At 73.0% G+C, this 22,471-nt stretch carries 21 protein-coding genes and 1 pseudogene; 15 read left to right on the top strand and 7 right to left on the bottom strand.

All coding sequences use genetic code 11. The features are described 5' to 3' along the window. Nucleotides 1–3: 3 nt before the first annotated feature. A complete protein-coding gene (locus ACZ4Z4_RS10910) occupies nt 4–198 on the top strand; it encodes a ferredoxin (protein ID WP_468325185.1) in 195 nt (64 codons plus the stop codon). Between the two features lie 33 nt (nt 199–231). Here ACZ4Z4_RS10910 and ACZ4Z4_RS10905 read toward each other — a convergent pair whose 3' ends face one another. The 3 genes from ACZ4Z4_RS10905 to ACZ4Z4_RS10895 all read right to left on the bottom strand — a co-directional run bounded on the left by ACZ4Z4_RS10905 (nt 232) and on the right by ACZ4Z4_RS10895 (nt 3,932). Further along, on the bottom strand, nt 232–2,784 hold the full coding sequence (locus tag ACZ4Z4_RS10905; RefSeq protein ID WP_468325774.1) for a polysaccharide lyase family 8 super-sandwich domain-containing protein: 2,553 nt from the start codon (nt 2,782–2,784) through the stop codon (nt 232–234). 207 nt (nt 2,785–2,991) lie between these two features. After that, nucleotides 2,992–3,639 carry a pyridoxamine 5'-phosphate oxidase family protein gene (locus ACZ4Z4_RS10900; RefSeq protein ID WP_468325182.1) on the bottom strand — a complete coding sequence of 216 codons (648 nt, stop codon included), beginning with the start codon at nt 3,637–3,639 and terminating at the stop codon, nt 2,992–2,994. Between the two features lie 110 nt (nt 3,640–3,749). Further along, the gene (locus ACZ4Z4_RS10895; RefSeq protein ID WP_468325179.1) at nt 3,750–3,932 is read right to left on the bottom strand and encodes a hypothetical protein; all 183 of its coding nucleotides are present in this window, start codon (nt 3,930–3,932) and stop codon (nt 3,750–3,752) included. A gap of 372 nt (nt 3,933–4,304) precedes the next feature. Here ACZ4Z4_RS10895 and ACZ4Z4_RS10890 point away from each other — a divergent pair, with 372 nt between their 5' ends. From ACZ4Z4_RS10890 to ACZ4Z4_RS10880, 3 genes are read left to right on the top strand one after another with little or no spacing between them, the layout of a single operon-like run. Further along, complete coding sequence (locus tag ACZ4Z4_RS10890; protein WP_468325177.1) at nt 4,305–7,196, top strand: glycoside hydrolase family 2 TIM barrel-domain containing protein; 2,892 nt, start codon at nt 4,305–4,307, stop codon at nt 7,194–7,196. 16 nt (nt 7,197–7,212) lie between these two features. After that, nucleotides 7,213–8,655: a hypothetical protein gene (locus ACZ4Z4_RS10885; protein ID WP_468325174.1), complete on the top strand. Its 1,443-nt coding sequence runs from the start codon at nt 7,213–7,215 to the stop codon at nt 8,653–8,655. Nucleotides 8,656–8,690: 35 nt separating this feature from the next. Then, nucleotides 8,691–9,425: a hypothetical protein gene (locus tag ACZ4Z4_RS10880; RefSeq protein ID WP_468325171.1), complete on the top strand. Its 735-nt coding sequence runs from the start codon at nt 8,691–8,693 to the stop codon at nt 9,423–9,425. An 8-nt stretch (nt 9,426–9,433) separates the two neighbouring features. Here ACZ4Z4_RS10880 and ACZ4Z4_RS10875 read toward each other — a convergent pair whose 3' ends face one another. Then, nucleotides 9,434–9,844 (bottom strand): NUDIX hydrolase, encoded by a 411-nt coding sequence (locus tag ACZ4Z4_RS10875; protein WP_468325168.1) that lies wholly within the window; start codon nt 9,842–9,844, stop codon nt 9,434–9,436. Between the two features lie 94 nt (nt 9,845–9,938). On the opposite strand from ACZ4Z4_RS10875, the gene ACZ4Z4_RS10870 reads away from it, so the two are divergent. Next, a complete protein-coding gene (locus tag ACZ4Z4_RS10870) occupies nt 9,939–10,355 on the top strand; it encodes a VOC family protein (protein ID WP_468325772.1) in 417 nt (138 codons plus the stop codon). Here ACZ4Z4_RS10870 and ACZ4Z4_RS10865 read toward each other — a convergent pair. Together ACZ4Z4_RS10865 and ACZ4Z4_RS10860 are read right to left on the bottom strand one after the other, a co-directional pair. Then, a pseudogene (locus ACZ4Z4_RS10865) lies at nt 10,344–11,063 on the bottom strand (DUF6597 domain-containing transcriptional factor); the annotation flags it as partial. The gene ACZ4Z4_RS10870 and the pseudogene ACZ4Z4_RS10865 overlap by 12 nt on opposite strands. Nucleotides 11,064–11,073: 10 nt before the next feature. Then, the gene (locus tag ACZ4Z4_RS10860; RefSeq protein WP_468325165.1) at nt 11,074–12,012 is read right to left on the bottom strand and encodes an AraC family transcriptional regulator; all 939 of its coding nucleotides are present in this window, start codon (nt 12,010–12,012) and stop codon (nt 11,074–11,076) included. A gap of 81 nt (nt 12,013–12,093) precedes the next feature. Here ACZ4Z4_RS10860 and ACZ4Z4_RS10855 point away from each other — a divergent pair, with 81 nt between their 5' ends. Further along, the gene (locus ACZ4Z4_RS10855) at nt 12,094–12,948 is read left to right on the top strand and encodes an NAD(P)H-binding protein (RefSeq protein ID WP_468325163.1); all 855 of its coding nucleotides are present in this window, start codon (nt 12,094–12,096) and stop codon (nt 12,946–12,948) included. A 37-nt stretch (nt 12,949–12,985) separates the two neighbouring features. On the opposite strand, the gene ACZ4Z4_RS10850 is transcribed toward ACZ4Z4_RS10855, so the two are convergent. Next, complete coding sequence (locus ACZ4Z4_RS10850) at nt 12,986–14,149, bottom strand: YihY/virulence factor BrkB family protein (RefSeq protein WP_468325161.1); 1,164 nt, start codon at nt 14,147–14,149, stop codon at nt 12,986–12,988. A 17-nt stretch (nt 14,150–14,166) separates the two neighbouring features. Between ACZ4Z4_RS10850 and ACZ4Z4_RS10845 the strand changes: the two genes are divergently transcribed. The 9 genes from ACZ4Z4_RS10845 to cysD all read left to right on the top strand — a co-directional run bounded on the left by ACZ4Z4_RS10845 (nt 14,167) and on the right by cysD (nt 22,469). After that, entirely contained in the window at nt 14,167–15,801 is a 1,635-nt protein-coding gene (locus ACZ4Z4_RS10845; RefSeq protein ID WP_468325158.1) for an acyl-CoA dehydrogenase family protein, read from the top strand. A gap of 299 nt (nt 15,802–16,100) precedes the next feature. Next, nucleotides 16,101–17,399, top strand: a complete 1,299-nt coding sequence (locus ACZ4Z4_RS10840; protein WP_468325155.1) for a GAF domain-containing protein — start codon at nt 16,101–16,103, stop codon at nt 17,397–17,399. Between the two features lie 37 nt (nt 17,400–17,436). Then, the gene (locus ACZ4Z4_RS10835; protein ID WP_468325153.1) at nt 17,437–18,024 is read left to right on the top strand and encodes a GNAT family N-acetyltransferase; all 588 of its coding nucleotides are present in this window, start codon (nt 17,437–17,439) and stop codon (nt 18,022–18,024) included. 105 nt (nt 18,025–18,129) lie between these two features. Then, on the top strand, nt 18,130–18,213 hold the full coding sequence (locus ACZ4Z4_RS10830; RefSeq protein WP_317850486.1) for a putative leader peptide: 84 nt from the start codon (nt 18,130–18,132) through the stop codon (nt 18,211–18,213). A gap of 138 nt (nt 18,214–18,351) precedes the next feature. Continuing rightward, entirely contained in the window at nt 18,352–20,049 is a 1,698-nt protein-coding gene (locus tag ACZ4Z4_RS10825) for a nitrite/sulfite reductase (protein ID WP_468325150.1), read from the top strand. Beyond that, the gene (locus tag ACZ4Z4_RS10820) at nt 20,046–20,225 is read left to right on the top strand and encodes a hypothetical protein (protein WP_362999064.1); all 180 of its coding nucleotides are present in this window, start codon (nt 20,046–20,048) and stop codon (nt 20,223–20,225) included. The genes ACZ4Z4_RS10825 and ACZ4Z4_RS10820 overlap by 4 nt, the downstream gene beginning before the upstream one ends. Further along, nucleotides 20,222–20,935, top strand: a complete 714-nt coding sequence (locus tag ACZ4Z4_RS10815) for a phosphoadenylyl-sulfate reductase (protein WP_468325147.1) — start codon at nt 20,222–20,224, stop codon at nt 20,933–20,935. The genes ACZ4Z4_RS10820 and ACZ4Z4_RS10815 overlap by 4 nt, the downstream gene beginning before the upstream one ends. Further along, complete coding sequence (gene cysC / locus ACZ4Z4_RS10810; protein ID WP_468325145.1) at nt 20,935–21,534, top strand: adenylyl-sulfate kinase; 600 nt, start codon at nt 20,935–20,937, stop codon at nt 21,532–21,534. The genes ACZ4Z4_RS10815 and cysC overlap by 1 nt, the downstream gene beginning before the upstream one ends. After that, a complete protein-coding gene (gene cysD, locus ACZ4Z4_RS10805) occupies nt 21,531–22,469 on the top strand; it encodes a sulfate adenylyltransferase subunit CysD (RefSeq protein ID WP_468325142.1) in 939 nt (312 codons plus the stop codon). The genes cysC and cysD overlap by 4 nt, the downstream gene beginning before the upstream one ends. Nucleotides 22,470–22,471 lie beyond the last annotated feature (2 nt).

The following is a 22,471-nucleotide window of genomic DNA, read 5'->3' as shown; positions in this document are numbered from 1 at the left end:
CACATGACGATTCATGTCGAGAAGGACCGGTGCGTGGGCGCGGGCATGTGCGCGCTCACCGCGCCCGGCGTCTTCACCCAGGACGACGACGGCCTCAGCGAGGTGCTGCCCGGCCGCGAGGACGGTGGTGGGGACCCGCTGGTACGGGAGGCCGTGCGGGCGTGCCCGGTACAGGCCATCAGCGTCAAGCCGAGCTGATACGCCGTCACCACCTGCCGCACAGAGCCGCTTTCACCCTTCGAGTACGGCCGTGAAGCTCCTACCGTACGCGTGGTGAGTGTCCACCTCGACACGGGTGCCGCCAGGAGCCCCGCCCACCCGGACCTGCGGGTCCGCGGTCACCTCGCGCAGGGGGCGGCCGCGGAGCAGGAGCGTCACGGTGCTCCGGTCCGTCGTCGGATCGGACACCGCGACGGAGACGGTCTCGCGCCGCCCCTTCGCGGCTCGGCGGCGCACGATGACCGAGGCGGGGCCGTGCACGCGCAGCCCCGCGGTCTCGTGCCACCCGCGGGTGAAGGCGTTGGCGGCCGTGATGCCGAGCCCCGCGTGCGAGACGGCTTGCAGGTGACAGGAGTTGGCGAGGACCTTGAGCGGCCCATGGCGGTGGGCGCGCAGCCGGTCGTCGTCGGCGTTCGGCACCAACGCGTAGGCCAGGCACGCGGGCCGGGCGCCCGCCGCCCCGTCGACGGTGACGCCGAACACCGAACGCGTCACCTGCGTATCGGGGTTGGCGGTGCGCACCACCCTGCGGCTGCGGGTGACCCGGTCCAGGGAGACCCGCACCCGCGGGGTGTCGAGGAGGAGATAGCCGACCGAGGTGCCCTCCGTGACGTTGGCGTAGCGCAGCCAGCGCAGGTCGGCGGTGCCGGGGCCGGTCCAGGGGCGGCCGTCGCGGAGCGCGCCGGTGAGCGTGATCCGGTCGTCGGCGGTCGCGGTGCGGGCGTCGACGGTGGTGGTGACGGCCCTGCCCGCGGGGTCGCCGACGTCGGCGGCGAGCACCACGATCTCCTCGTCGAGCAGGAACCACGACTTCGTCGCCGTCGCGTTCCGGTGCACCACGAAGTCGTCGGGCAGCAGCGCCCGGTCGCGGTACGCCGCGTCGTCGGACTGCACCATCCCCGCCGCGCCGTACGCCCCGAGGACGGCGCCGCCCGAGTACCGGGCGGTGCCGCGCGGGAAGTAGACGTACTTGTTCTGCGACTCGGAGGAGGAGGTGAAGTGGAGGGGGTGGCCGGGGTTGTCGTAGAAGGGCTTGCCGTACAACTCCGGTACCGTGCGTCGCTGTTCGACCGGGGCGGTGACGCCCGCGAGGCCGTACGGCGGGACGGTGGTGTAGTGGTCGACGCCGTACGCCCGGGTCTGGTCCTGCCCGGAGAGGTAGAGGTAGTACGCGCCCTCGCCCTGGAACCACGGCATGAGGTTCTCGCCGTTCATGTACTCGTACTTGCTGATCCGGTCGGAGCTGCGCGCGAGCGCGAAGGCGTAACCCGGTCTGCGGTGCACGGTCTTGTCCATGGCGTTGAACGCGACGCTGCGCGCGGCGGGGTTGAGGTCGGCGGGCGGGACGGCGGTGTCGGCGAGGATGTCGGCGTAGCGGACGACGCTGACCGGTGAGACGAAGCGGGCCGGATCGAGGGGGGCGCGCGAGGTGGCCCTGACGTGCTTGACGTAGCTCTTGAGGGCGGTGGCAGCGGCGCCCGTCGCGAGTGAGGAGAGGTCGACGACGGCCTCGACGACCACCGCCACGTCGGTGTACCCGGAGTCGGGGCGCGACACCGCCCGGCCCTTGACGATCTCCATCATCCAGCCCTCGAAGATCAGCGGGGCGAAGCCGTCGCGGACCCAGCCGTGCACGGTCGGCACGAGCTCCTCGCCGTGCGCGAACCCGGTGCCGTCGAGGATCTTGAGGGTCTGTACGACACGGGTGAGCAGGCCCTTGCCGTACGAGCCGGTGTACGCGACGGACGCGTGCTGGATGAAGGAGCCGTCGGCGTAGTGGCCGTCCGTCACGCCGTGCCGCAGCCGGTAGGGGTCGACGGTGAGGAAGACCGTCAGCTGGTCGGTGAGGGCCTTGCGGATCCGCGCCTCGCCCGGCTCGCCCAGGAGCGCGCCCTGGAGTATCCGGTTGGTGGTGATGTCGGCGAGGTTGGCCCCGGTGTGGAAGCGCGAGTCGAGGTCCACGTCGCCGTCGGTGCCGTTGCGGAGGTAGGCGTCCATCGAGGCGACGTAGGCGGTCAGCAGCCCGGGGCGGTGTGCGGCCACGTCGTCGGCGAGCAGGACGAGTGTCCGGCTGACGTGCTGCGAGATGCCGATCTCCCAGTGGAACCAGTTGCCGTAGTAGCCCTTGGACTGGTCCCCGTAGTGGTGCTCGTGCAGCCAGGCCAGCCCGTCGATCACCCGGCGCCGCACGGCCCGGCTTTCGTACAGGTCGGCGGGGAGGCCGGGCGTGCGGGTGGCGAGTGCGGTCTCGTACAGCCGGCGGAAGGCGGTGTTCAGGTTGGCCTCGTCGGTGCCGAGGACCAGGCCCGCGAAGAGCTCGCCCTCGCCCGCGTCGTCCATCGCCTTCAGGTTGGCGCGCGCGGTCCGCTCGACGGCGGCGAGCTTCGCGGCCGTCTCGGGGCGCGCGTTCGACGCGGCGGTACCGGCGAAGACCGCCACGGTGTTGGCGAGGAGCCGAGCGCGGCCCGCCTCGCTCGCGGCGGCGGTCAGCCGGCCCACGGGGACCACCGCCAGGAGGCCGGCGGCCGACAGGGCGGACAGCAGGCGTCTGCGGGTGATCTCCATGACGGCCTCCAACGACGGCATACGGCGTAGGGCTTACGGCATAGGGCGTAGGGCATACGTGGCGTTCCGGGGGCGTGCGGCGAGCGGAGTCAAGCAGACGTCCCCACGGCCGACAAGGTCCCGGGCCGCGAGGGTGTCGCGGGTGGTTGCCAGCGTCCACCCGATCATGGTGCCGCGCACGGGGGAGGGGTTCCCGGGCGGCGCCCCTCACCCCTGCCGGGTCCCGGCGCGCCCCGCGATGTGCGGCGGCAGTGCGATCCCCGTCCGCAGCAGCGGATCCGGCACCGGGTCGCCCCAGGCGGCCGTCAGCGGCAGGTTTCCGGCCCAGACGTCGAGATCGGCGTCCGGCCCTTCGCCGTCGTCCGGTGGACCTGCCGCCACCTTGACGGAGGCCTCCGCGAGGGAGAGGGCCAGCAGGGTGGTCGCGGCGAGTTCCTTGCGGCTGGGACGGCGGGCGTACTCCCACTGCCCGGGCGTCGCGTGCTCGGTGAGCAGCCGCAGGCCGCGCAGCTTCTCCTCGGGGTCGGTCACCCGGCGCGGGACGCCGTGGATCATGGCGCTGCGGTAGCTGACGCCGTGTTCGAACACCGAACGGGCGAGTACCAGCCCGTCTATGTGCGTGACGGTGACGCAGACCGGCGCCTCGGGGTCCGCCGCGAGGCTGCGGCTGGCGACGGACACGTGCAGGAAGAGGTGGGTGTCGTCACGGCCGTACACGGTGGGCACGACCATCGGGTGGCCGTCGACGACGACACCGAGGTGACAGACGAAACCCGCGTCGAGGATCGCCTCCAGGTCGCCCCGGTCCAGACTGCCCTGCTCGCGCAGGCGGCGGTGGCGGGTGCGGTCGGTCACGGGGAGGGTTGCGGGGAGACTCGCGGGGTGGGCCGGGGCGGCCCCGACCGTTGGTCGGGGCTGGGGCCGGGGCTGGGGTTGCTCATGGGCGTCGTTCACGACGCGACAAGTTACCGAGCGTCGGGGGCGGCCGACGCGGGCAGGGCAGCGGCGGCTGCGGGCGCGATGGCCGCGGGCGCGGCGATCGCCGCCTCGGGCGCGTCGGGTGCGTCGGGCGCGGGCACGGCGACAGGCGTGGCGATCGCGGCGACGATGGCGAGGGTGGCGACGGCACGAAGGGTCCACTTCAGCACGGTGAGGCTCCGATCTCGGGTGTGACGGCACGTCATGGCGTACATGCGCGGCGCGGCATGCGCGACACGGCATGCGCGGCGCGGCGCGGCGCGACATGGCACGCCACGACATGTGATGCGTATGCGTGCGGTTGCACGCGTCTTGATCGTCGCCTCCCGCCCCGTACCCCGGCATCGTCCGCAAGTCCCGCCCGGCTCCGCCCCACGGGGGAGGCCGCGCCTCGTGGCCCTCCTCCGCGCCTCGTGGCCCTCCTGGACCGGCGATGGAGATCACCCGCGGAGTCAGGAAAGGGTGGCGGGTCCATGCCGGAGGTGAAGAATCCAACGACTTCCGGCCCGGGACGATGGCGGCCCCCGGCCCCGCACGGTCTCATGGAGCCCATGGAGCTTCCCCACCACGAGGACGTGTCCCCCGGCACCGGCGCTCTCCCGCCCCGCGCGTGGTACGCGACGTCGGACGCCGCCCGCCTCTCCCTCAACGGCCGCTGGCGTTTCCGCCTCTCCCCCACGGCCGACGCCGAGGACGACTCGTTCGCCGCCGACGGATACGGCCGCGATCTCGCCCCGGACGCCTGGGGCGAGATCGCCGTGCCCGGCCACTGGGTGCTGCAAGGCCACGGCGCGCCCCACTACACCAATCAGCTCTACCCGTTCCCCCTGGACCCGCCCCGCGTACCCACCGAGAACCCGACCGGCGACCATCTGCGCCTCTTCGACCTGCCCGCCGACTGGCCGGCCGACGGCGGCGCCGTCCTCCGCTTCGACGGCGTCGAGTCCTGTGCCCGCGTCTGGCTCAACGGCACGGAGCTCGGCGACTTCAAGGGCTCGCGCCTGCCCCACGAGTTCGCCGTCGGCGAGTTGCTGCGGCCCGTGGGCAACGTCCTCGCGGTCCGCGTCCACCAGTGGTCCGCCGGTTCCTACCTGGAGGACCAGGACCAGTGGTGGCTGCCGGGGATCTTCCGCGACGTGACGCTGCTGCACCGGCCCGAGGGGTGCGCCCGCGACTTCTTCGTCCACGCCGCGTACGACCACCGCGCGGGGGCGGGCACACTGCGGGTCGACTCGGAGGTCCAAGGGCGCGTCACCGTCACCGAGTTGGGGATCGACGTGGCGACCGGTGAGCAGGTCACCGTGGCCGTCGAGCCGTGGACGGCCGAGACGCCGCGCCTGTACGACGCGACGCTGGCCACGCCCGGCGAGCGGATCCCGCTGCGCGTAGGGTTCCGCACGGTCGCCGTCGAGGACGGCGTCGTCAAGGTCAACGGCCGCCCCGTCCTCTTCCGCGGCGTCAACCGCCACGAGTTCCACCCGCGCACGGGCCGCGCCCTCGACCTCGAAACGGCGCGCGCCGACGTCCTCCTGATGAAGCGTCACAACATCAACGCCGTCCGCACCAGCCACTACCCGCCGCACCCCGCCTTCCTCGACCTCTGCGACGAGTTCGGTTTGTGGGTCATCGACGAGTGCGACCTGGAGACCCACGGCTTCCAGGCGGTGGGCTGGCGCGGCAACCCGGTCGACGACGAGCGCTGGACGCCCGCCCTCCTGGACCGCGCCGCCCGCATGGTCGAGCGCGACAAGAACCACGCCTCGGTGATCCTCTGGTCGCTCGGCAACGAGTGCGGGACGGGCCGCGGCCTGACCGCCATGGCCGAGTGGATCCGCGCCAGGGACGGCAGCCGCCTCCTCCACTACGAGGGCGACGCGTCCTGCGCGGACACCGACGTGTACTCGCGGATGTACGCCGACCACGCCGAGGTCGAGCGCATCGGCCGGGACGACGACGAGGGGCCGAAGGAGCGGCGCAAACTTCCGTTCATCCTCTGCGAGTACGCGCACGCCATGGGCAACGGACCCGGTGGACTCAGCGAGTACCAGCGCCTGTTCGAGACGTACGACCGGCTTCAGGGCGGCTTCGTCTGGGAGTGGATCGACCACGGCATCGCGCACCCCGCGTACGAGTACGCGTACGGCGGCGACTTCGGCGAGGAGCTGCACGACGGCAACTTCGTCTGCGACGGCCTGGTCTTCCCCGACCGGACACCGTCCCCCGGGCTCGTCGAGTACAAGAAGGTGGTCGAGCCGGTCCGCATCGAGGGCGACGGGCGCGCCGGCACGGTCACGGTCACCAACCTCCACGACTTCGCGGACCTCTCCCACCTCGCCTTCACCTGGTCGTACGAGAAGGACGGCACGACCGTCGCGGACGGTGCCCTCACCGTGCCGCCGCTCGGCCCCGGCGAGCGCACGGAGGTGAAGCTGCCGCCCCCGCCGCCCCGGAACCCGGACGCCGAGACGCAGTGGACGGTGCGGGCGGCGCTCGCCGAGGACACGGCGTGGGCGCCGAAGGGGCATGTGGTGGCGTGGGCGCAGCTGCCCGTCGAGTACGGCAAGGCCCTGCCCGTGCCCGGCGGCGCGGCACCCGTGCGGGACGCGGCCGGCCGGCGCATCACCCTCGGCGCCGCGGAGTTCGACGCCCGTACCGGCTCGCTCCTCACCTTCCGCGGCCGCGAGATCAGGGAGCTGCGTCTGGACGTGTGGCGGGCCCCCACCGACAACGACAACGGCATGCCGTGGCGGCCCGAGCCGTCCGTGGCCATGCTCTGGCGCACGCACGGCCTGCACCGGATGCGGCACCGCGTCGACTCCGTCGAGCCGGCCGGGGACGGGCTGACCGTGCGCACCCGGGTGGCGCCCGCGGCGAGCGACCTGGCGCTGCGCACGGAGTACCACTGGGCGTCGGACGGCGAGAAGCTGCTGCTGCGGATGTCCGTGACGCCGGAGGGCGACTGGCCCGTGCCGCTGCCGCGCCTCGGGATCCGCTTCGGGCTGCCCGGCGCGTCCGGGCGGGTGCGGTGGTTCGGCGGCGGGCCCGGCGAGGCCTACCCCGACACCGCGGCCGCCTCGCTGATCGGCGTCTGGGAGTCCGACGTCGACGCGATGCAGACGCCGTACGTGCGTCCGCAGGAGAACGGGGCACGCCCCGCCGTCCGCTGGGCCGAGGTCGGCGGGGTGCGCGTGGAGAGCGACGGCGCCCCCGCGTTCACCGTCCGGCGCTGGACGACCGAGCAGCTGGACGCGGCCCGGCACCGCACGGACCTCACGCCCGGCGACACGGTCTGGGTCAACCTCGACATCGCCCGGCACGGCATCGGCACGCAGTCGTGCGGCCCCGGCGTCCTGCCGCAGTACGAACTCCGCGCGACACCCAGGCCGTCCTCCCTGAGTTGCGTCTTCTCACTCCCTTCCGCCACACGTGCCTGATGGGTAAATGGAGTTCATGCCAACAGCACCCATACGCGGAAACACAGACCCGGCCGGGCGGCCCGCGCCGCCCGGGGCACCGCCCGGACCCGCGCCCGGGCGGCTCGTGGCGTGGCTGGGCAGGCTCGGCCCCGTCGCCGTGGGGTACGCCGTCTTCCAGGCCCTGGTGGGCCTGCTGCCCGACGGGCTCTTCGGGGACACGGCCCGCTATTCGCTGGCCGTGGTCAGCGGCCTCGGGACGGGGATCTCCGCCTGGCTGGCCGGCGCGCTGCTGCGGGCGCGGGGGGCGGCGGACGACGGGGCGGACGAGGGGGCGGTCGGCGGCCTGGACGGGGTTCCCGCGCCGCGCCGCCCCGTGGCGGGAGCGGCCGACGGCGCGGCGGACCCCGTGGCGCCTGGACCGCTGCCGGCGCTCTTCGCCGCCACGTACACCACGCTCGCCGACCGTCTGACGGTCTTCGACGACCCGCTGCGCGGCCGCCTCGTGGGCTGGCCGCACGCCCTCGACGAGCAGTCGGAACCAGTACGGCCGACCCCGACCGGCACCGCGTACGGACTGCACATCGTCCTCGAACTCGGCATGCCCGACGGGCGGTTGCGCGCCTCCGAGCTCGTGCGGACGCTGTGGCGGCTGCGGCTGCCCGAGGGCGGCTGGGCCGCCCGCTCGCAGGGCTCGGTGGGCCGCCCCGAGGTGACGGCGCTCGTGCTCGGCGCACTCGCGCGGGCGGGCGCCGACCCGCACCTCCTCGCCACGGAGGCGGAGCGGTGCACCGAGCGGTTCAGCCACGAACTGGAGCCTGCGGGCGCGGAGTTGACGCACGTCGTGACCACGATGCTGCGCGGACTGCTGCGCGCCGCGCCCGACTCGCCCGCCCTGCCGCTGCTGCGGGACGCGCTCGTCGACGGGGCCGTCACCGATCCGGCGCGCGGGCACCGGCGCTGCTGGGGCTCCCGGCTCACCCCGCCGCGCGGCCGGGCGGTGGCGCCGTCGGCCGTGCACACCGCGCAGGCCGTCGTCGCCCTCGACCGGGCGGCGCGGGTGCTCGGCGAGGACGCGAACGCCCGCGCCACCCGCGAAGAGGGCATCCGCTGGCTGCTCTCCTGCCCCGGGCCCGCGCACGACGGCTGCGACGACCTGGAGAGCGGCCACGAGACGGTGCGCCGCCCGCACCCCGTCGACGCCTCGCGCCACGAGGTGCTCTCCGTACGGCACTTCACGGCGGCCTGGGTGGTGCGGGCGCTGCTCACCCCGGGCGTCCCCACGGTCGCCGCCGACGAGGAGAGCCGAGCGGCCCTGCAAGAGATGCTGTCGGGTTCGGCCGCGTCCGTGTGGCGGCGGCAGGAGAACGGGATCTGGACGTGGGACGGGGTCGATCTCGCCCACCCGCTGTGGATGACCTACCAAGGCCTTTCCGCGCTGCGGGCACATGCCGTATGGATGTATCAGCCGGGTGGCTGAGCGCCGGCCGGCGCGTGGACGAGGGGGAGAGTGCATTGGGTGGTCGGCACGTCCACGGCGCCAAGCGGCTCCTCGCACAGGCGCTGGACCGGACGACGGGGGACGAACTGCTGCGGGCCGCCCGCGCGGTCGTCGCCGAACTGGGCGATCCGCGGCGCCTGGTGCCCCTGATCCGTGAGCTGGCGGACGGCACGGGCGACCCCTCGGGGTGCGCGCTCCTCTCGTACCGCCACATCCTCGGCTTCGACAAGCTGCTCCTGATCGACGGCGGCCCGCGCCACATGCTCCGCGCCCACGTGTGGCATCCGGGCCGGGACGCGCGCGAGGACATCCACAACCACCGCTCCCCGCTGGCCTCCTACGTGGCGCGGGGCGCCCTCGGCGTGGAGCTGTACGAGCGGGCGGGACCCGCCACCGGCGAGGGCGTCGCCACGTCCTGGTACCGGGAGTCCCTCGTGGGCGAGGACGGCGACTGGCTCCTGGAGCCGGCGGGCGGGGCGCGGCTGCGCCTGACGCAGACCGCGCTGTACGCGGCCGGGAGCGGCTACGCGCTGCCGCCGCACGTCCTGCACCGGGCGTGGTGCGCCTCACCGGGGCCCGCGGTCTCGCTGTTCCTGGAGACGGGGGCGGGACGGCAGCGGTACACGGACGTGTACGCGGGGCCGGACGTGGGAGGCCGGGCCGTGGCGAAGAAGCCTCTGGAGGTGAACGACTACCTGGCCGAGCTGTCGACGCTGGCCGACATGGTCTGCGACAGGACCGAGGCCTGACGGCTCGCTCAGGCGAAGGCCTGGCGGACGATCTCGCGGTTGTAGTCGTCGATGCGCACCGTGCCGAGGTCGGCGGGGGCGAGCCAGCGGTGGTCCTGGTCGGGCAGGGGCAGGGTCACGTCGAAGGTGAGGGGGCGGACCAGGAAGTTGTCCTGCCAGTTCTTCACCTCGTGCCCGCGGTAGGTGCTGACGAAGGAGGACTCGCCGACCTTGCGGAGGACCCGGCCGAGCAGGCCCGTCTCCTCCTTGAGCTCTCTCAGGACGCCGTCCCGCGGACTCTCGTCGGGCTCCAGCTTCCCGCACGGGACGCCCCACACGCCGGGCAGGAACCGCTCGGTCCGGCTGCGTCTCACGAGCAGCACACGGCGGCGGTGCACCACGACAGCCGCCGCGAGCCGGTTGTCACCGGGATAGTCCATGCCTTCCAACGTAGCGGGGATTCGGGGGCCGTGACAGTCGGGCTGTCCGATTCCTTCAAGACCCGGCGCGCAGCCGCTGCCTACGCTGCCGGGCATGAACAGCACACCGAAGTCACCCACTCCCCGGTTCGACCTGATCGGTCTCGTCGTCTCCGACCTGCCCGCGTCGCTCGCCTTCTACCGCCGGCTCGGCGTCGAGTTCCCCGCCGGGTCGGAGAGCGCGCCGCACGTCGAGGCGGTGCTCCCCGGCGGTCTGCGCCTCGCCCTCGACACGGAGGACACCATCCGCTCCTTCCATCCGGACTGGCGGCCGCCCGCGGGCGCGGGCCGGATCGGGCTCGCCTTCCACTGCGGCACGCCCACCGGGGTCGACGCGGCGTACGAGGACATGACGGGCGCCGGGTACGCGAGCGAGCTCAAGCCGTTCGACGCGCCCTGGGGCCAGCGGTACGCCGTCGTCCTCGACCCGGACGGCAACGGCGTGGACCTCTTCGCGCCCCTGGGCCAGTAGCCGGCTCAACGGCAGCCCGGTGAACTCCTTGACGTCGCGCGCCAGATGGGCCTGGTCGGCGAAGCCCGCGGCGGCCGCCGTCGCCGCGTACGGCAGGCCCTCGCGGGCCAGCGCCAGCGCCCGCTGGAGGCGCAGCACCCGGGCGAGCGTCTTGGGGCCGTAGCCGAACGCGGGCAGCGCGCGGCGGTGCAGCAGCCGGGCGTTGACGCCCGCTTCCGCCGCGGTCCGCGCGACCGAGTGGCCCGCGCTCAGCGACCTGACGACGTGGGCGATGAGCGGGTCCGGGGGCCCGGTGCCCGCGGCGCGGTCCGCCGCGACCGCCTCCAGGGCGGCCACCGGGTCGCGCGCGGCGTCCACGCGCTCGGTGAGGCGGCGCGCCTCGGCGGCGGTCCACAGGTCGGCGAGCTCGACCCGCCGGTCGCGCAGTTCGTGGGCGGGCACGCCCAGGAAGGCCGGGGCGGCGCCGGGGCGGAAGCGGATGCCGACGTACCGTCCCGGCCCGCCCTCGGGGTCGTACGCATGCGTGTCGGGGCCCGCGACGAACAGTCTGCCCTCGGTCCACAGCAGGTCCATGCAGCCGTCGGGCAGCACCGGACGGGAGTCGCCGGGGACGCCCGTGGCGACCCGGGTCCACACGACCGCGCCGGGCAGCGCGGCCGGCCGCTCCCGGTAGGCCCCAGCGTCTTGGGAGCCGGTCTCCTCGGTCACGTGCAGAAGGCTACGCCGCGCGGGTGCGGTGTTCCTGGGGGCTGATTCCGTGGACCCGTTTGAAGGCGCCGGAGAGCGCGAACGCGCTGCCGTACCCGACCCTGCGGGCTATCGCGCCGATGGTCAGCTCGCTGTCGCGCAGCAGGTCGGCGGCGAGCGCGAGCCGCCAGTTCGTCAGGTACGTCATCGGGGGCTCCCCCACGAGCTCCGCGAACCGCCGGGCCAACGCGGCCCGCGAGACGCCCGCCTCCGCCGCGAGGTCCGCGACCGTCCAGGGGCGTGCGGGGTCGTCCTGGAGCAGACGCAGCGCGCGGCCGACGACCGGGTCGCCCAGCGCCGCGTACCAGGCGGGGGCCGCCGCCTCGGGGCGGGAGAACCAGGCGCGCAGCGCGGCGATGAGGAGCAGGTCGAGAAGCCGGTCGAGGACGACGTCCTGGCCCGGTTCGTCCTTGCGGATCTCGTCGGCGAGCAGCGGCGTGAGCGGGCACTCCCACACCTCGGTGGGCAGCACGAGCAGCGGCGGCAGTGCGTCCAGGAGGCGTCCGGTGAGCTCGCCGCGCAGCTGGTAGGTGCCGATCAGCAGCTCCACGGAGCTGTCGTGCGACTCGCCCCAGGCGCGCGGGCCCAGGTGCCGGTAGCGCGCGACGCGGGCGCCGTCGAGCGGCACGCACTGTTCTCCCGGCCGGATCTCGGCGAACGGCGCGGTGGTGGCGTCGCCGGCGCAGGTGTAGTGGCCGGGGCCGCGGGCGATGGCCAGGTCGCCGGGGCCGAGGCGCTGGGCGGGCGCCCCGTCCGCGGGGACGATCCAGGCGGTGCCGCGCACCATGACCATGACGGAGAGGGGCGCCTCGTCCGCGATGCGGACGGACCAGGGCGGGTCGAAGAGCGCGCGAATCATGAAGGCGCCGCGCGCCCGCGGTCCTTCCAGCAGTCCGGCCAAGACGTCCATGACGGCAGCGTAGACGCACGCGCATGGGGGTGAGCTCCTCGCCGATGGTCCGTCGGGCGAGGGGTCGGTTGACTGACGTACATGACGAACACAGCGGATACGACGGGCATGACGGTTCTGGTGACGGGGGCGAGCGGGCGGGTGGGCCGCCGGGTGGTGGAGTCGGCGGGGGCCGCGGGGCTCGCGGTGCGGGCGGCTTCGCGGTCCGGCGCGGTGCGGTTCGACTGGGCGGACCGGTCGACGTGGGCGGACGCGCTGCGGGGCGCGGACGCCGCGCACCTCACGTATCTGCCGGACGTCGGGGCGCCCGGCGCGGCCGACGCGGTCGGGGCGTTCGCCCGGCAGGCGGTCGCCCTCGGCGTACGGCGGCTCACGCTGCTGTCGGCGCGGGGTGAGGAGCAGGCCCACGCGACGGAGCGGGCGGTGCGGGAGTCGGGGGCGGAGTGGACGGTGGTGCGGGCCAGTTGGTTCGCGCAGAACCTCAGCGAGGGCCCGCTGCTCGACGGCATGCGGGGCGGGGAGCTGGTCTTCCCTGCCGGTGAGGTGCTCGAACCCTTCATCGACGCGCGGGACGTCGCGGACGTGGTGGTGGCCGCGCTGACCGGCGGCGACCGGTTCACGGGCCGGACGCTCGACCTGACCGGGCCCCGGCTGCTTTCGTTCCGGCAGGCGGTGGCGGAGGTCGCGGCGGCGGCCGGGCGTGAGATCACGTACGTGCCGGTGTCGGCCCGTGACTACGGGGCCGCCTTGCTGGAGTTCGGCGTTCCGGCACGGGAGGCGGAGTTCCTGGTCGAGCTGTTCGAGACGAACCTCGACGGGCGCAACGCGCGGCTCTCCGAAGGGGTGCGGGAGGTACTGGGCCGGGAGCCCAGGGACTTCGCCGACTTCGCCCGCGAGTGCGCCGGGGTCTGGGTGTCCAGCCCGTCCGGCGTTTGAGGACGAACCCGGCGAAGCCGGTGATGAACGGCGCCCCCTACTCCGGTGGGGAATCCCCGGAACCGGGCCGCTTCGCGTGCTTCCCCTGTTTCGCCGGCGTCCGCAGCCGCGACGTCACGTCGTCCGGCGGCAGGAAGCGCGACCAGCGTTCGGGGAACTCGGACGGCATCTCGGGGTCGTCGGCGTCGTCGGGGTCCCCCGCCGCCTCGCGCGCGGCCGCGCGGGCCACCACCTCGGCGGCCTGCGCCTCCCTTATGCGGTCGTTGGCGGCGCGGGCCACGGCCGTGGCGACGGACGGCCAGACCCGGTCGATCGCCGCGTTGACCGCGGCGCCGACCAGGACCGCGAACGCCGAGACGCCGATCCACAGCAGCACGGCGACCGGGGCCGCGAGCGAGCCGTAGATGGTGGGGCCCTCCACGGTGCTGGTGAGGTAGATGCGGAGCAGGAAGCTGCCGAGCACCCACATGGCGAGCGCGATGAGCGCGCCCGGCATGTCCTCCACCCAGGGCGAACGCACCGGCACGGAGACGTGGTACAGCGTCGTCAGGAAGATCACGGAGAGGATGACGACGACGGGCCAGTAGAGGATCTGGACCACCGTCGTGGAACCGGGCAGAAGTTTCACCACCGCGTCCGGGCCCGCCACCATCAGCGGCAGCGCGACCGAGCCGATGAGCAGCGCCACCAGGAACAGGCCGAAGGCGAGTATCCGGGTCTTGACGATGCCGCGCACGCCGTCGAGGCCGTACATCACGGTGATGGTGTCGATGAAGACGTTCACGGCGCGCGAGCCGGACCACAGGGCGAACAGGAAGCCGATGGAGATGACGTCGGGTCTGCTGACCCGCATGACGTCGTCCAGTATCGGTTCCGCGATCTGGTGGACGCCCCGGTCGGACAGGATCGTGCGGGACGCCTCCAGGATGTTGTTCTGGACGCTGGCGATGGTGTCCGCGCCGGTCCACCGGTCGACGTAGGCGAGCAGGCCGATCAGGCTCAGCAGCAGCGGTGGAACGGAGAGCAGCGTGAAGAACGCAGCCTCGGCCGCGAGCCCCAGGATGCGGTACTCGATGCACGAGTTGACGGTGTCCTTGAGCAGCAGCCAGGCGGTCCTGCGCTTGGAGACGTTCCGGTAGAGAGCGCGGGCCCGGATCCAGCGGCCCGACGGCCGCCCGGGTGTTTCTTTTGCCTGGTGCACCTCCTTACCGTAGCGGCATGGCAGCCAGCACCCACACAGTGACCAACCAGGCTCCGCCCCTGGTGGGATATGACGTATTCGCGTCCGACCGGGCCCTCGTGGAGGGCGTCGAGCGGCATCTGGACCCGGAGCTCCTCGACACCGCCCGCGACGAACTCTCCCTGCTCGGCCGCACCGCGGGTTCCGCCCAGGCACAGAGGTGGGGAGAGCAGGCGAACGCCCATCCTCCCGTTCTGCACACGCATGACCGTTACGGGAACCGGATCGACGAGGTCGAGTTCCATCCGGCCTGGCACCGGCTGCTCGGCAAGGCCGTCTCCGCGGGGCTGACCACCGCCTGGTCACGGCCCGGCGGGCATGTGCGGCGGGCCGCGGGGTTCCTGGTGTGGACGCAGGCCGAAGGGGGGCACGGGTGTCCCGTCTCCATGACGCACGCCGCGGTGCCCGCGCTGCGCGCCGACCCGGCGCTCGCCGCCGAGTGGGAGCCGCGGCTCTCCTCGACCATCTACGACGAGGGGCTGCGCCCGGCGTCGCAGAAGGCCGGTGTCCTCTTCGGGATGGGCATGACGGAGAAGCAGGGCGGCAGTGACGTGCGGGCCAACACCACGCGCGCGCAGGCGCTCGCGGAGGACGGGACGTATGCGCTGACGGGCCACAAGTGGTTCTGCTCGGCGCCCATGTCGGACGGGTTCCTGGTGCTCGCGCAGGCCGAGCAGGGGCTGACGTGCTTCCTGGTGCCGCGGGTCCTGGAGGACGGCACGCGGAACGCGTTCGCCATCCAGCGGCTCAAGGACAAACTGGGCAACAAGTCCAACGCGTCGAGCGAGGTGGAGTTCGACGGGACGTGGGCGCGGCGGGTCGGGGACGAGGGGCGCGGCGTGCGCACCATCATCGAGATGGTGGCGGCGACCCGGCTGGACTGCGTGATCGGTTCGGCGGCGCTGATGCGGCAGGCCGTGGCGCAGGCGGTGCATCACGCCACGTACCGGGAGGCGTTCGGCGGCAAGCTCGTCGACAAGCCGCTCATGCGCAACGTCCTGGCGGATCTGGCGCTGGAGTCCGAGGCGGCCACCACGCTCGCGCTGCGGCTCGCGGCGGCGTACGACGACGGGGGCGAGCAGGAGCAGGCGTTCCTGCGGCTCGCGGTGCCCGCCGCGAAGTACTGGGTGACCAAGCGGTGCACGCCGATGGTCGGCGAGGCCCTCGAATGCCTGGGCGGCAATGGCTACGTGGAGGAGTCCGGCATGCCGCGGCTGCTGCGCGAGGCGCCGCTCAACTCCATCTGGGAGGGCTCGGGGAACGTGCAGGCTCTGGACGTGCTGCGGGCGCTGCAACGCGAGCCGCGGGCGCTCAACGCGTTCCTCCAGGAGGTCGGCGCGGCGCGCGGCGCCGACCACCGCCTCGACGGGGCGATCAAGGACCTGCTGACCGAACTGGCCGACCTGGACGGCATCGAGGGGCGGGCGCGCCGGCTCGTGGAGCGGATGGCGCTGGTGCTCCAGGGGTCGCTGCTGGTGCGGTACGCGCCTGCGGAGGTGGCCGACGCGTTCTGCGCCTCACGGCTCGGCGGGGACTGGGGGGCGGCGTTCGGCACGCTGCCGCACACACTCGATCTGGCCACGGTGGTGGCACGGTCCGCACCGGGGGTGTAGACGGCTGCTCCGTCAGGGGGCGGAGCCTCGGGCGGTCCGCGGACCGACACGGGGGTGGCGCCGCGCCGACACGGCACCACCCCCGCCTTTCAGGCCCCTTGAGGAGCATGAACACCGCACGGGCGGTGCTGTGTCCAGATTCGGGCACCGGCCAGGCCTTGGCCAGAGTTGCAGGAGGTTGCAACTCACGGTGACCCCCGGCGGATTCGCGCCCCGATGCGGCCCCCGAGGGCCCGCGCAGGGGGCACGATGGGGTCCTGCACCTCCACACTGGTCTGGCCGGAAAGGACCCAGTGGTCATGAACGCCCCGTCGACGATCGACCTCGCGCGGATCTCCGCCATGGACCTCGCGCACGCCGCGCACCTGTTGAAGGGGGTGCGCGACGCCACGCTCTCCGGGCAGCGGCCGAGGGTCCTGCCGCGTCCCGTGATCGGCGACTCGTGGGGGCGGATGCTGCTCGGCGGGGTCGACCCCGACCACGACTTCCGGTCCCGGCTGCTGACCGGCGAGGAGCTGGAGGAGCGGCGCCGCACCTCGCCGCTCCTGGAGGTCCTGCCCGTCCTGCGCAACGCCCTGGTCTCCGTGGCGGACGCCGCGCAGCACATCATGGTCGTCTGCGACGCGGAGGGCCGGGTGCTGTGGCGCGAGGGCAGCGCCGCGGTGCTGCGCCAGGCGGACACGCACGGCCTGGCACCGGGCGCGGACTGGGGGGAGGGCGTCGTCGGCACGAACGGCATCGGGACGCCGCTGGTGGTGCGCCGCCCCGTGCAGGTGTTCTCCGCCGAGCACTTCGTGCAGACCCACCACCCGTGGACGTGCTCGGGCGCGCCGGTGACCGACCCGCGGGACGGCAGGCTGCTCGGCGTGGTCGACGTGAGCGGGCCGCTCCAGACCATCCATCCGGCGACCCTCGCGCTGGTCGACTCGGCGGCCAAGCTCGCCGAGGCCCGGCTGCGCGACCGGCACGTGACGGCGCTCGACCGGCTGCGGGCCGTGGCCGCGCCGGTCCTCGCCCGGCTCGACGGGCGGGCGCTGGCGGTGGACGCGCACGGCTGGACCGCCGCGGTCACCGGCATGCCCCCGGCGGACCGCCTCGCGCTCCCCAAGGCCTTCGGCCCCGGCCGCACCTGGCTGCCCTCCCTCGGCTCCTGCCTGGTGGAGCCGCTGGCCGGCGGCTGGCTGCTGCGCGTCGAGGAGCCCGGCGAGGTGCCAAGGCCCGTCACCGCGACCCGGCTCGTCCTGGACGTGAGCAGCCCGCGCCGCTGGACGCTCTCGGTGCTCGGCGGCGCCCACGACTGGACGCACGAGCTGAGCCCGCGCCACGCCGAGCTCCTCTATCTTCTGTGCACCTACCGCACCGGGCGCACCGCCTCGGGTCTCGCCGAGGACATGTTCGGCGACCCGGCGCGCACGGTGACGGTCCGCGCCGAGCTGTCCCGCGTGCGGCGCTACCTGGGCGGTCTGCTGGCCCACCGGCCCTACCGCTTCCACGAGGACGTCGACGTCGACGTGGTCATGCCGGAGCGTCCGGTGGACCTGCTGCCCCACTCGACGGCGCCGGCGGTCCGCGCGGCGAGACGGGTCGCGGAGCCCTGAGAACCTGTCCTCGGGCGCCCATGATTCTCTGTGCCGTATGAGCATCACAGTCACCACCTGGTCCCTTGAGCAGACCTCTCCCACCGATCTGCTCCCGGCCGCCGCGCCCGACGGCGACGTCCGGATCGTGCGCGCCGAAGTGCCCTCGCCCGAGTTCAGCAGGTTCCTGTACGCGTCCGTCGGCGGGGACATCCACTGGTCCGACCGGCTCTCCCTCACCTACGCGGAGTGGCAGAAGCTGCTGGACCGGCCGGGCGTGGAGACCTGGGTCGCGTACGAGAAGGGGACGCCCGCCGGATATGTGGAGCTGGCGGCGCGCGGGGAGAACGGGGACGCGGCGGAGGGCGTCGTGGAGATCGTCTACTTCGGTCTGCTGCCCGCCTTCCGGGGGCGCCGCATCGGCGGCCACCTCCTGTCGCAGGGCGTCGCGCGCGCCTGGGACCTGGCCGGGCGGTGGCCGGGGCTCGCGCCGACCGAGCGGGTCTGGCTGCACACCTGCTCCAAGGACGGCGAGCACGCCATGGAGAACTACCAGCGGCGCGGCTTCAAGCTCTTCGACACCAAAGTTGAACTGGAGGCGGACGTTCCGACCCCCGGTCCCTGGCCGGGAGCCCACCGCGGCTGAGTCCTACAAGTGATCCACGACACCGTTGTCCACGATGCGGGACAACGGTGTCCGCATTTTGGATAATGCTGGACTGGGCCGAAAGTCCCATGACACGCTTCCGGCATGGATCGCACTGGAAACGCCTTGGTGAGTCGACGTCACGTCGACCTCGGCCGCATGTCCAGCGCCATGTGTCCGGCCTGCTGATCAGTTCAGCACCGCCGCACATCTGATCACCGATCCCTCCTGACTCCCTCCCTGCGCAGCGCCGCGCGCACACGCTTCCGTGTGCCCATCCCCGCAGGTCAGAGCCGCATGTTTCCGCTGCCCGAAGGACGTACTCCGATGCCCACCACGCCAGAGAAGCCCGCCCCAGCCACGCCCCGCCGCAAGGCGAGCCGTCACCGCGGCGAGGGCCAGTGGGCCGCAGGTCACTTCACGCCGCTCAACGGGAACGAGCAGTTCAAGAAGGACGACGACGGTCTCAATGTGCGGACACGTATTGAGACGATCTACTCGAAGCGTGGATTCGACTCCATCGACCCGAACGATCTCCGTGGCCGGATGCGCTGGTGGGGGCTGTACACCCAGCGCAAGCCCGGGATCGACGGCGGCAAGACCGCGATCCTGGAGCCGGAGGAGCTGGACGACGAGTACTTCATGCTCCGGGTGCGCGTCGACGGCGGGCGGCTGACCACCGAGCAGCTGCGCGTCATCGGCGAGATCTCCCAGGAGTTCGCGCGCGGCACCGCCGACCTCACCGACCGGCAGAACATCCAGTACCACTGGATCCGCATCGAGGACGTCCCCGAGATCTGGCGGCGGCTCGAAGCCGTCGGGCTCTCGACCACGGAGGCCTGCGGTGACACGCCCCGCGTGATCCTCGGCTCCCCCGTGGCGGGCGTCGCCGAGAACGAGATCATCGACGGCTCCCCCGCCATCGACGAGATCCAGCGCCGCTTCATCGGCAACCCCGACTTCTCGAACCTGCCCCGCAAGTTCAAGACCGCGATCTCCGGCTCGCCGCAGCTCGACGTGGCGCACGAGATCAACGACGTCGCCTTCGTCGGCGTCCACCACCCCGAGCACGGCCCCGGCTTCGACCTGTGGGTCGGCGGCGGCCTCTCCACCAACCCCAAGCTCGGCGTGCGCCTCGGCGCCTGGGTGCCGCTCGACGAAGTGCCGGACGTGTACGGCGGCGTCATCGGCATCTTCCGCGACTACGGCTACCGCCGGCTGCGCAACCGCGCCCGCCTGAAGTTCCTCGTCGCCGACTGGGGTCCGGAGAAGTTCCGGCAGGTCCTGGAGGACGAGTACCTCCAGCGGAAGCTGGTCGACGGGCCCGCCCCGGAGCAGCCCGCCGGCACCTGGCGCGACCACCTCGGCGTCCACCGGCAGAAGGACGGCCGCTTCTACGTCGGCTTCGCGCCCCGCGTCGGCCGCGTCGACGGCGCCACCCTCACGAAGATCGCCGAGGTCGCCGAGGCGCACGGCTCGGGCCGGCTCCGCACCACCGCCGAACAGAAGATGATCGTGCTCGACGTCGAGCAGGAGCAGGTCGACTCGCTCGTCTCCGCACTCGAAGCGCTCGACCTGCGGGTCAACGCCTCGCCGTTCCGGCGCGGCACGATGGCCTGCACCGGCATCGAGTTCTGCAAGCTCGCCATCGTCGAGACGAAGGCGCGCGGCGCCTCCCTCATCGACGAACTGGAGCGCCGCATCCCGGAGTTCGACGAGCCGATCACCATCAACATCAACGGCTGCCCGAACGCCTGCGCCCGCATCCAGGTCGCCGACATCGGCCTCAAGGGCCAGCTCATGCTCGACGCCGACGGCAACCAGGTCGAGGGCTACCAGGTGCACCTGGGCGGCGCCCTCGGGCTCGACGCCGGCTTCGGCCGCAAGGTCCGCGGCCTGAAGGTCACCGCGGCCGAGCTGCCCGACTACATCGAGCGCGTCCTCGGACACTTCCAGGCGGAGCGCGAGGACGGCGAGCGCTTCGCCGCGTGGACCGCGCGCGCGTCCGAGGAGGCCCTCAAGTGAGCGAGCGTGCCGCCCCGTTCCACTGCCCCTACTGCGGCGACGAGGACCTGCGCCCCCACGAGGCCGGGCACGGCGCGTGGGAATGCGCGGCGTGCAACCGGGCCTTTCAGCTGAAGTTCCTCGGGCTGCTCGCCCGGGGCGTTCAGCACACCAGCAGTGGAGAGAACCAGATATGACGACTGCTCAGGACAAGAAGGCGCGCACCGACGACGAGTTGAAGGCACTCGCCGAGCAGGCCGGGCGCGACCTGGAGGACGCCTCCGCCCTGGAGATCCTCCAATGGGCCGCCGACACCTTCGGGACACGCTTCTGCGTGACCTCCTCGATGGAGGACGCGGTCGTCGCCCACCTCGCCTCGCGGGCCATGCCCGGCGTCGACGTCGTGTTCCTGGACACCGGCTACCACTTCCCGGAGACCATCGGAACCCGTGACGCCGTCGAGGCCGTCATGGACGTCAACGTCATTACGCTGACGCCCCGTCAGTCCGTCGCCGAGCAGGACTCCGTGTACGGCGCGCGGCTGCACGACCGCGACCCGGACCTGTGCTGCAAGCTGCGGAAGGTGCAGCCCTTGGAGGAGGGCCTCGCGAACTACACCGCGTGGGCCACCGGGCTGCGCCGCGACGACTCGCCGAGCCGCGCGAACACCCCGGTCGTCGGCTGGGACGAGAAGCGCCGCAAGGTCAAGATCTCGCCGATCGCCCGCTGGACGCAGGACGACGTCGACGCGTACGTCGCCGAGCACGGCGTCCTCACCAACCCCCTCCTGATGGACGGCTACGGCTCGGTGGGCTGCGCTCCCTGCACCCGCCGCCTCCTGGCGGGCGAGGACGCCCGCGCGGGGCGCTGGGCGGGCAACGCCAAGACCGAGTGCGGGATCCACTGATGACCGCGCCGCAGACGCAGCAGCGGACGCAGACACAGCAGCAACAGACCCGGGAGAACCACGTGACGACCGGAGCCACCGTCTGGCTCACCGGCCTGCCCAGCGCCGGCAAGACCACCATCGCGTACGAACTGGCGGGCCGCCTGCGCGCGGCGGGCCGCCGCGTCGAGGTGCTCGACGGCGACGAGATCCGCGAGTTCCTCTCGGCGGGCCTCGGCTTCAGCCGCGAGGACCGGGACACCAACGTGCAGCGCATCGGCTTCGTCGCCGAACTCCTCGCCCGCAACGGCGTGCTGGCGCTCGTCCCGGTGATCGCGCCGTTCGCGGACAGCCGCGAGGCGGTGCGCAAGCGCCACCAGGCGAACGACACCGCGTACATCGAGGTGCATGTCGCGACGCCCGTCGAGGTGTGCTCCGTACGCGATGTGAAGGGTCTGTACGCCAAGCAGGCGAAGGGCGAGATCTCCGGTCTCACCGGGGTCGACGACCCGTACGAGGCGCCGGACTCGCCCGACCTGCGCATCGAGTCGCAGAACCAGACCGTGCAGGAGTCGGCGGCGGCTCTCCACGCGCTGCTCACCGAGAGGGGTCTGTCATGACCACTGTTGCCACCGTGACCGGCGAGGGCACCGACAGCCCCTACGCGCTCAGCCACCTGGACGCCCTGGAGTCCGAGGCGGTGCACATCTTCCGCGAGGTGGCGGGCGAGTTCGAGCGGCCGGTGATCCTCTTCTCCGGCGGCAAGGACTCCATCGTCATGCTGCATCTGGCGCTGAAGGCGTTCGCCCCCGCGCCGGTCCCCTTCTCGCTGCTGCACGTCGACACGGGACACAACTTCCCCGAGGTCATCGAGTACCGCGACCGCGTGGTCGCCGAGCACGGGCTGCGACTGCACGTCGCCTCGGTGCAGGAGTACATCGACGCGGGCAAGCTGCGCGAGCGGCCCGACGGGACGCGCAACCCGCTCCAGACCGTGCCGCTCACCGAGAAGATCCAGAGCGAGAAGTTCGACGCGGTCTTCGGCGGCGGACGCCGCGACGAGGAGAAGGCGCGCGCCAAGGAGCGGGTGTTCTCGCTGCGCGACGAGTTCTCGCAGTGGGACCCGCGCCGCCAGCGCCCCGAGCTGTGGCAGCTCTACAACGGCCGGCACGCCCCCGGCGAGCACGTCCGCGTCTTCCCGCTCTCCAACTGGACCGAGCTGGACGTGTGGCAGTACATCGCCCGCGAGAAGATCGAGCTCCCGCGGATCTACTTCGCGCACGAGCGGGACGTGTTCCGGCGCTCGGGGATGTGGCTGACCGCCGGCGAGTGGGGCGGCCCCAAGGAGGGCGAGACGGTCGAGAGGCGGCTGATCCGCTACCGCACGGTGGGCGACATGTCCTGCACCGGCGCCGTCGACTCCGACGCCACCACGCTGGACGCCGTCATCACCGAGATCGCCGCGTCGCGGCTGACCGAGCGCGGGGCGACGAGGGCCGACGACAAGCTCTCCGAGGCCGCGATGGAAGACCGCAAGCGCGAGGGGTACTTCTAACC

This window comes from Streptomyces sp. NPDC030245, assembly GCF_055572995.1.
This window is presented reverse-complemented; position numbering and strand designations above follow the sequence as displayed.

Excerpts from the sequence above, each read along its gene's own strand:
- ACZ4Z4_RS10860 (WP_468325165.1), bottom strand. The coding sequence starts at position 12,012 with ATGGACGTCTTGGCCGGACTGCTGGAAGGACCGCGGGCGCGCGGCGCC.
- ACZ4Z4_RS10890 (WP_468325177.1), top strand. The coding sequence starts at position 4,305 with ATGGAGCCCATGGAGCTTCCCCACCACGAGGACGTGTCCCCCGGCACC.
- cysC (WP_468325145.1), top strand. The coding sequence starts at position 20,935 with ATGACCGCGCCGCAGACGCAGCAGCGGACGCAGACACAGCAGCAACAG.
- ACZ4Z4_RS10835 (WP_468325153.1), top strand. The coding sequence starts at position 17,437 with ATGAGCATCACAGTCACCACCTGGTCCCTTGAGCAGACCTCTCCCACC.
- ACZ4Z4_RS10815 (WP_468325147.1), top strand. The coding sequence starts at position 20,222 with ATGACGACTGCTCAGGACAAGAAGGCGCGCACCGACGACGAGTTGAAG.
- ACZ4Z4_RS10845 (WP_468325158.1), top strand. The coding sequence starts at position 14,167 with ATGGCAGCCAGCACCCACACAGTGACCAACCAGGCTCCGCCCCTGGTG.
- ACZ4Z4_RS10840 (WP_468325155.1), top strand. The coding sequence starts at position 16,101 with ATGAACGCCCCGTCGACGATCGACCTCGCGCGGATCTCCGCCATGGAC.
- ACZ4Z4_RS10855 (WP_468325163.1), top strand. The coding sequence starts at position 12,094 with ATGACGAACACAGCGGATACGACGGGCATGACGGTTCTGGTGACGGGG.
- ACZ4Z4_RS10910 (WP_468325185.1), top strand. The coding sequence starts at position 4 with ATGACGATTCATGTCGAGAAGGACCGGTGCGTGGGCGCGGGCATGTGC.
- ACZ4Z4_RS10830 (WP_317850486.1), top strand. The coding sequence starts at position 18,130 with ATGGATCGCACTGGAAACGCCTTGGTGAGTCGACGTCACGTCGACCTC.
- ACZ4Z4_RS10905 (WP_468325774.1), bottom strand. The coding sequence starts at position 2,784 with ATGGAGATCACCCGCAGACGCCTGCTGTCCGCCCTGTCGGCCGCCGGC.
- ACZ4Z4_RS10875 (WP_468325168.1), bottom strand. The coding sequence starts at position 9,844 with ATGGACTATCCCGGTGACAACCGGCTCGCGGCGGCTGTCGTGGTGCAC.
- ACZ4Z4_RS10885 (WP_468325174.1), top strand. The coding sequence starts at position 7,213 with ATGCCAACAGCACCCATACGCGGAAACACAGACCCGGCCGGGCGGCCC.
- ACZ4Z4_RS10825 (WP_468325150.1), top strand. The coding sequence starts at position 18,352 with ATGCCCACCACGCCAGAGAAGCCCGCCCCAGCCACGCCCCGCCGCAAG.
- cysD (WP_468325142.1), top strand. The coding sequence starts at position 21,531 with ATGACCACTGTTGCCACCGTGACCGGCGAGGGCACCGACAGCCCCTAC.
- ACZ4Z4_RS10870 (WP_468325772.1), top strand. The coding sequence starts at position 9,939 with ATGAACAGCACACCGAAGTCACCCACTCCCCGGTTCGACCTGATCGGT.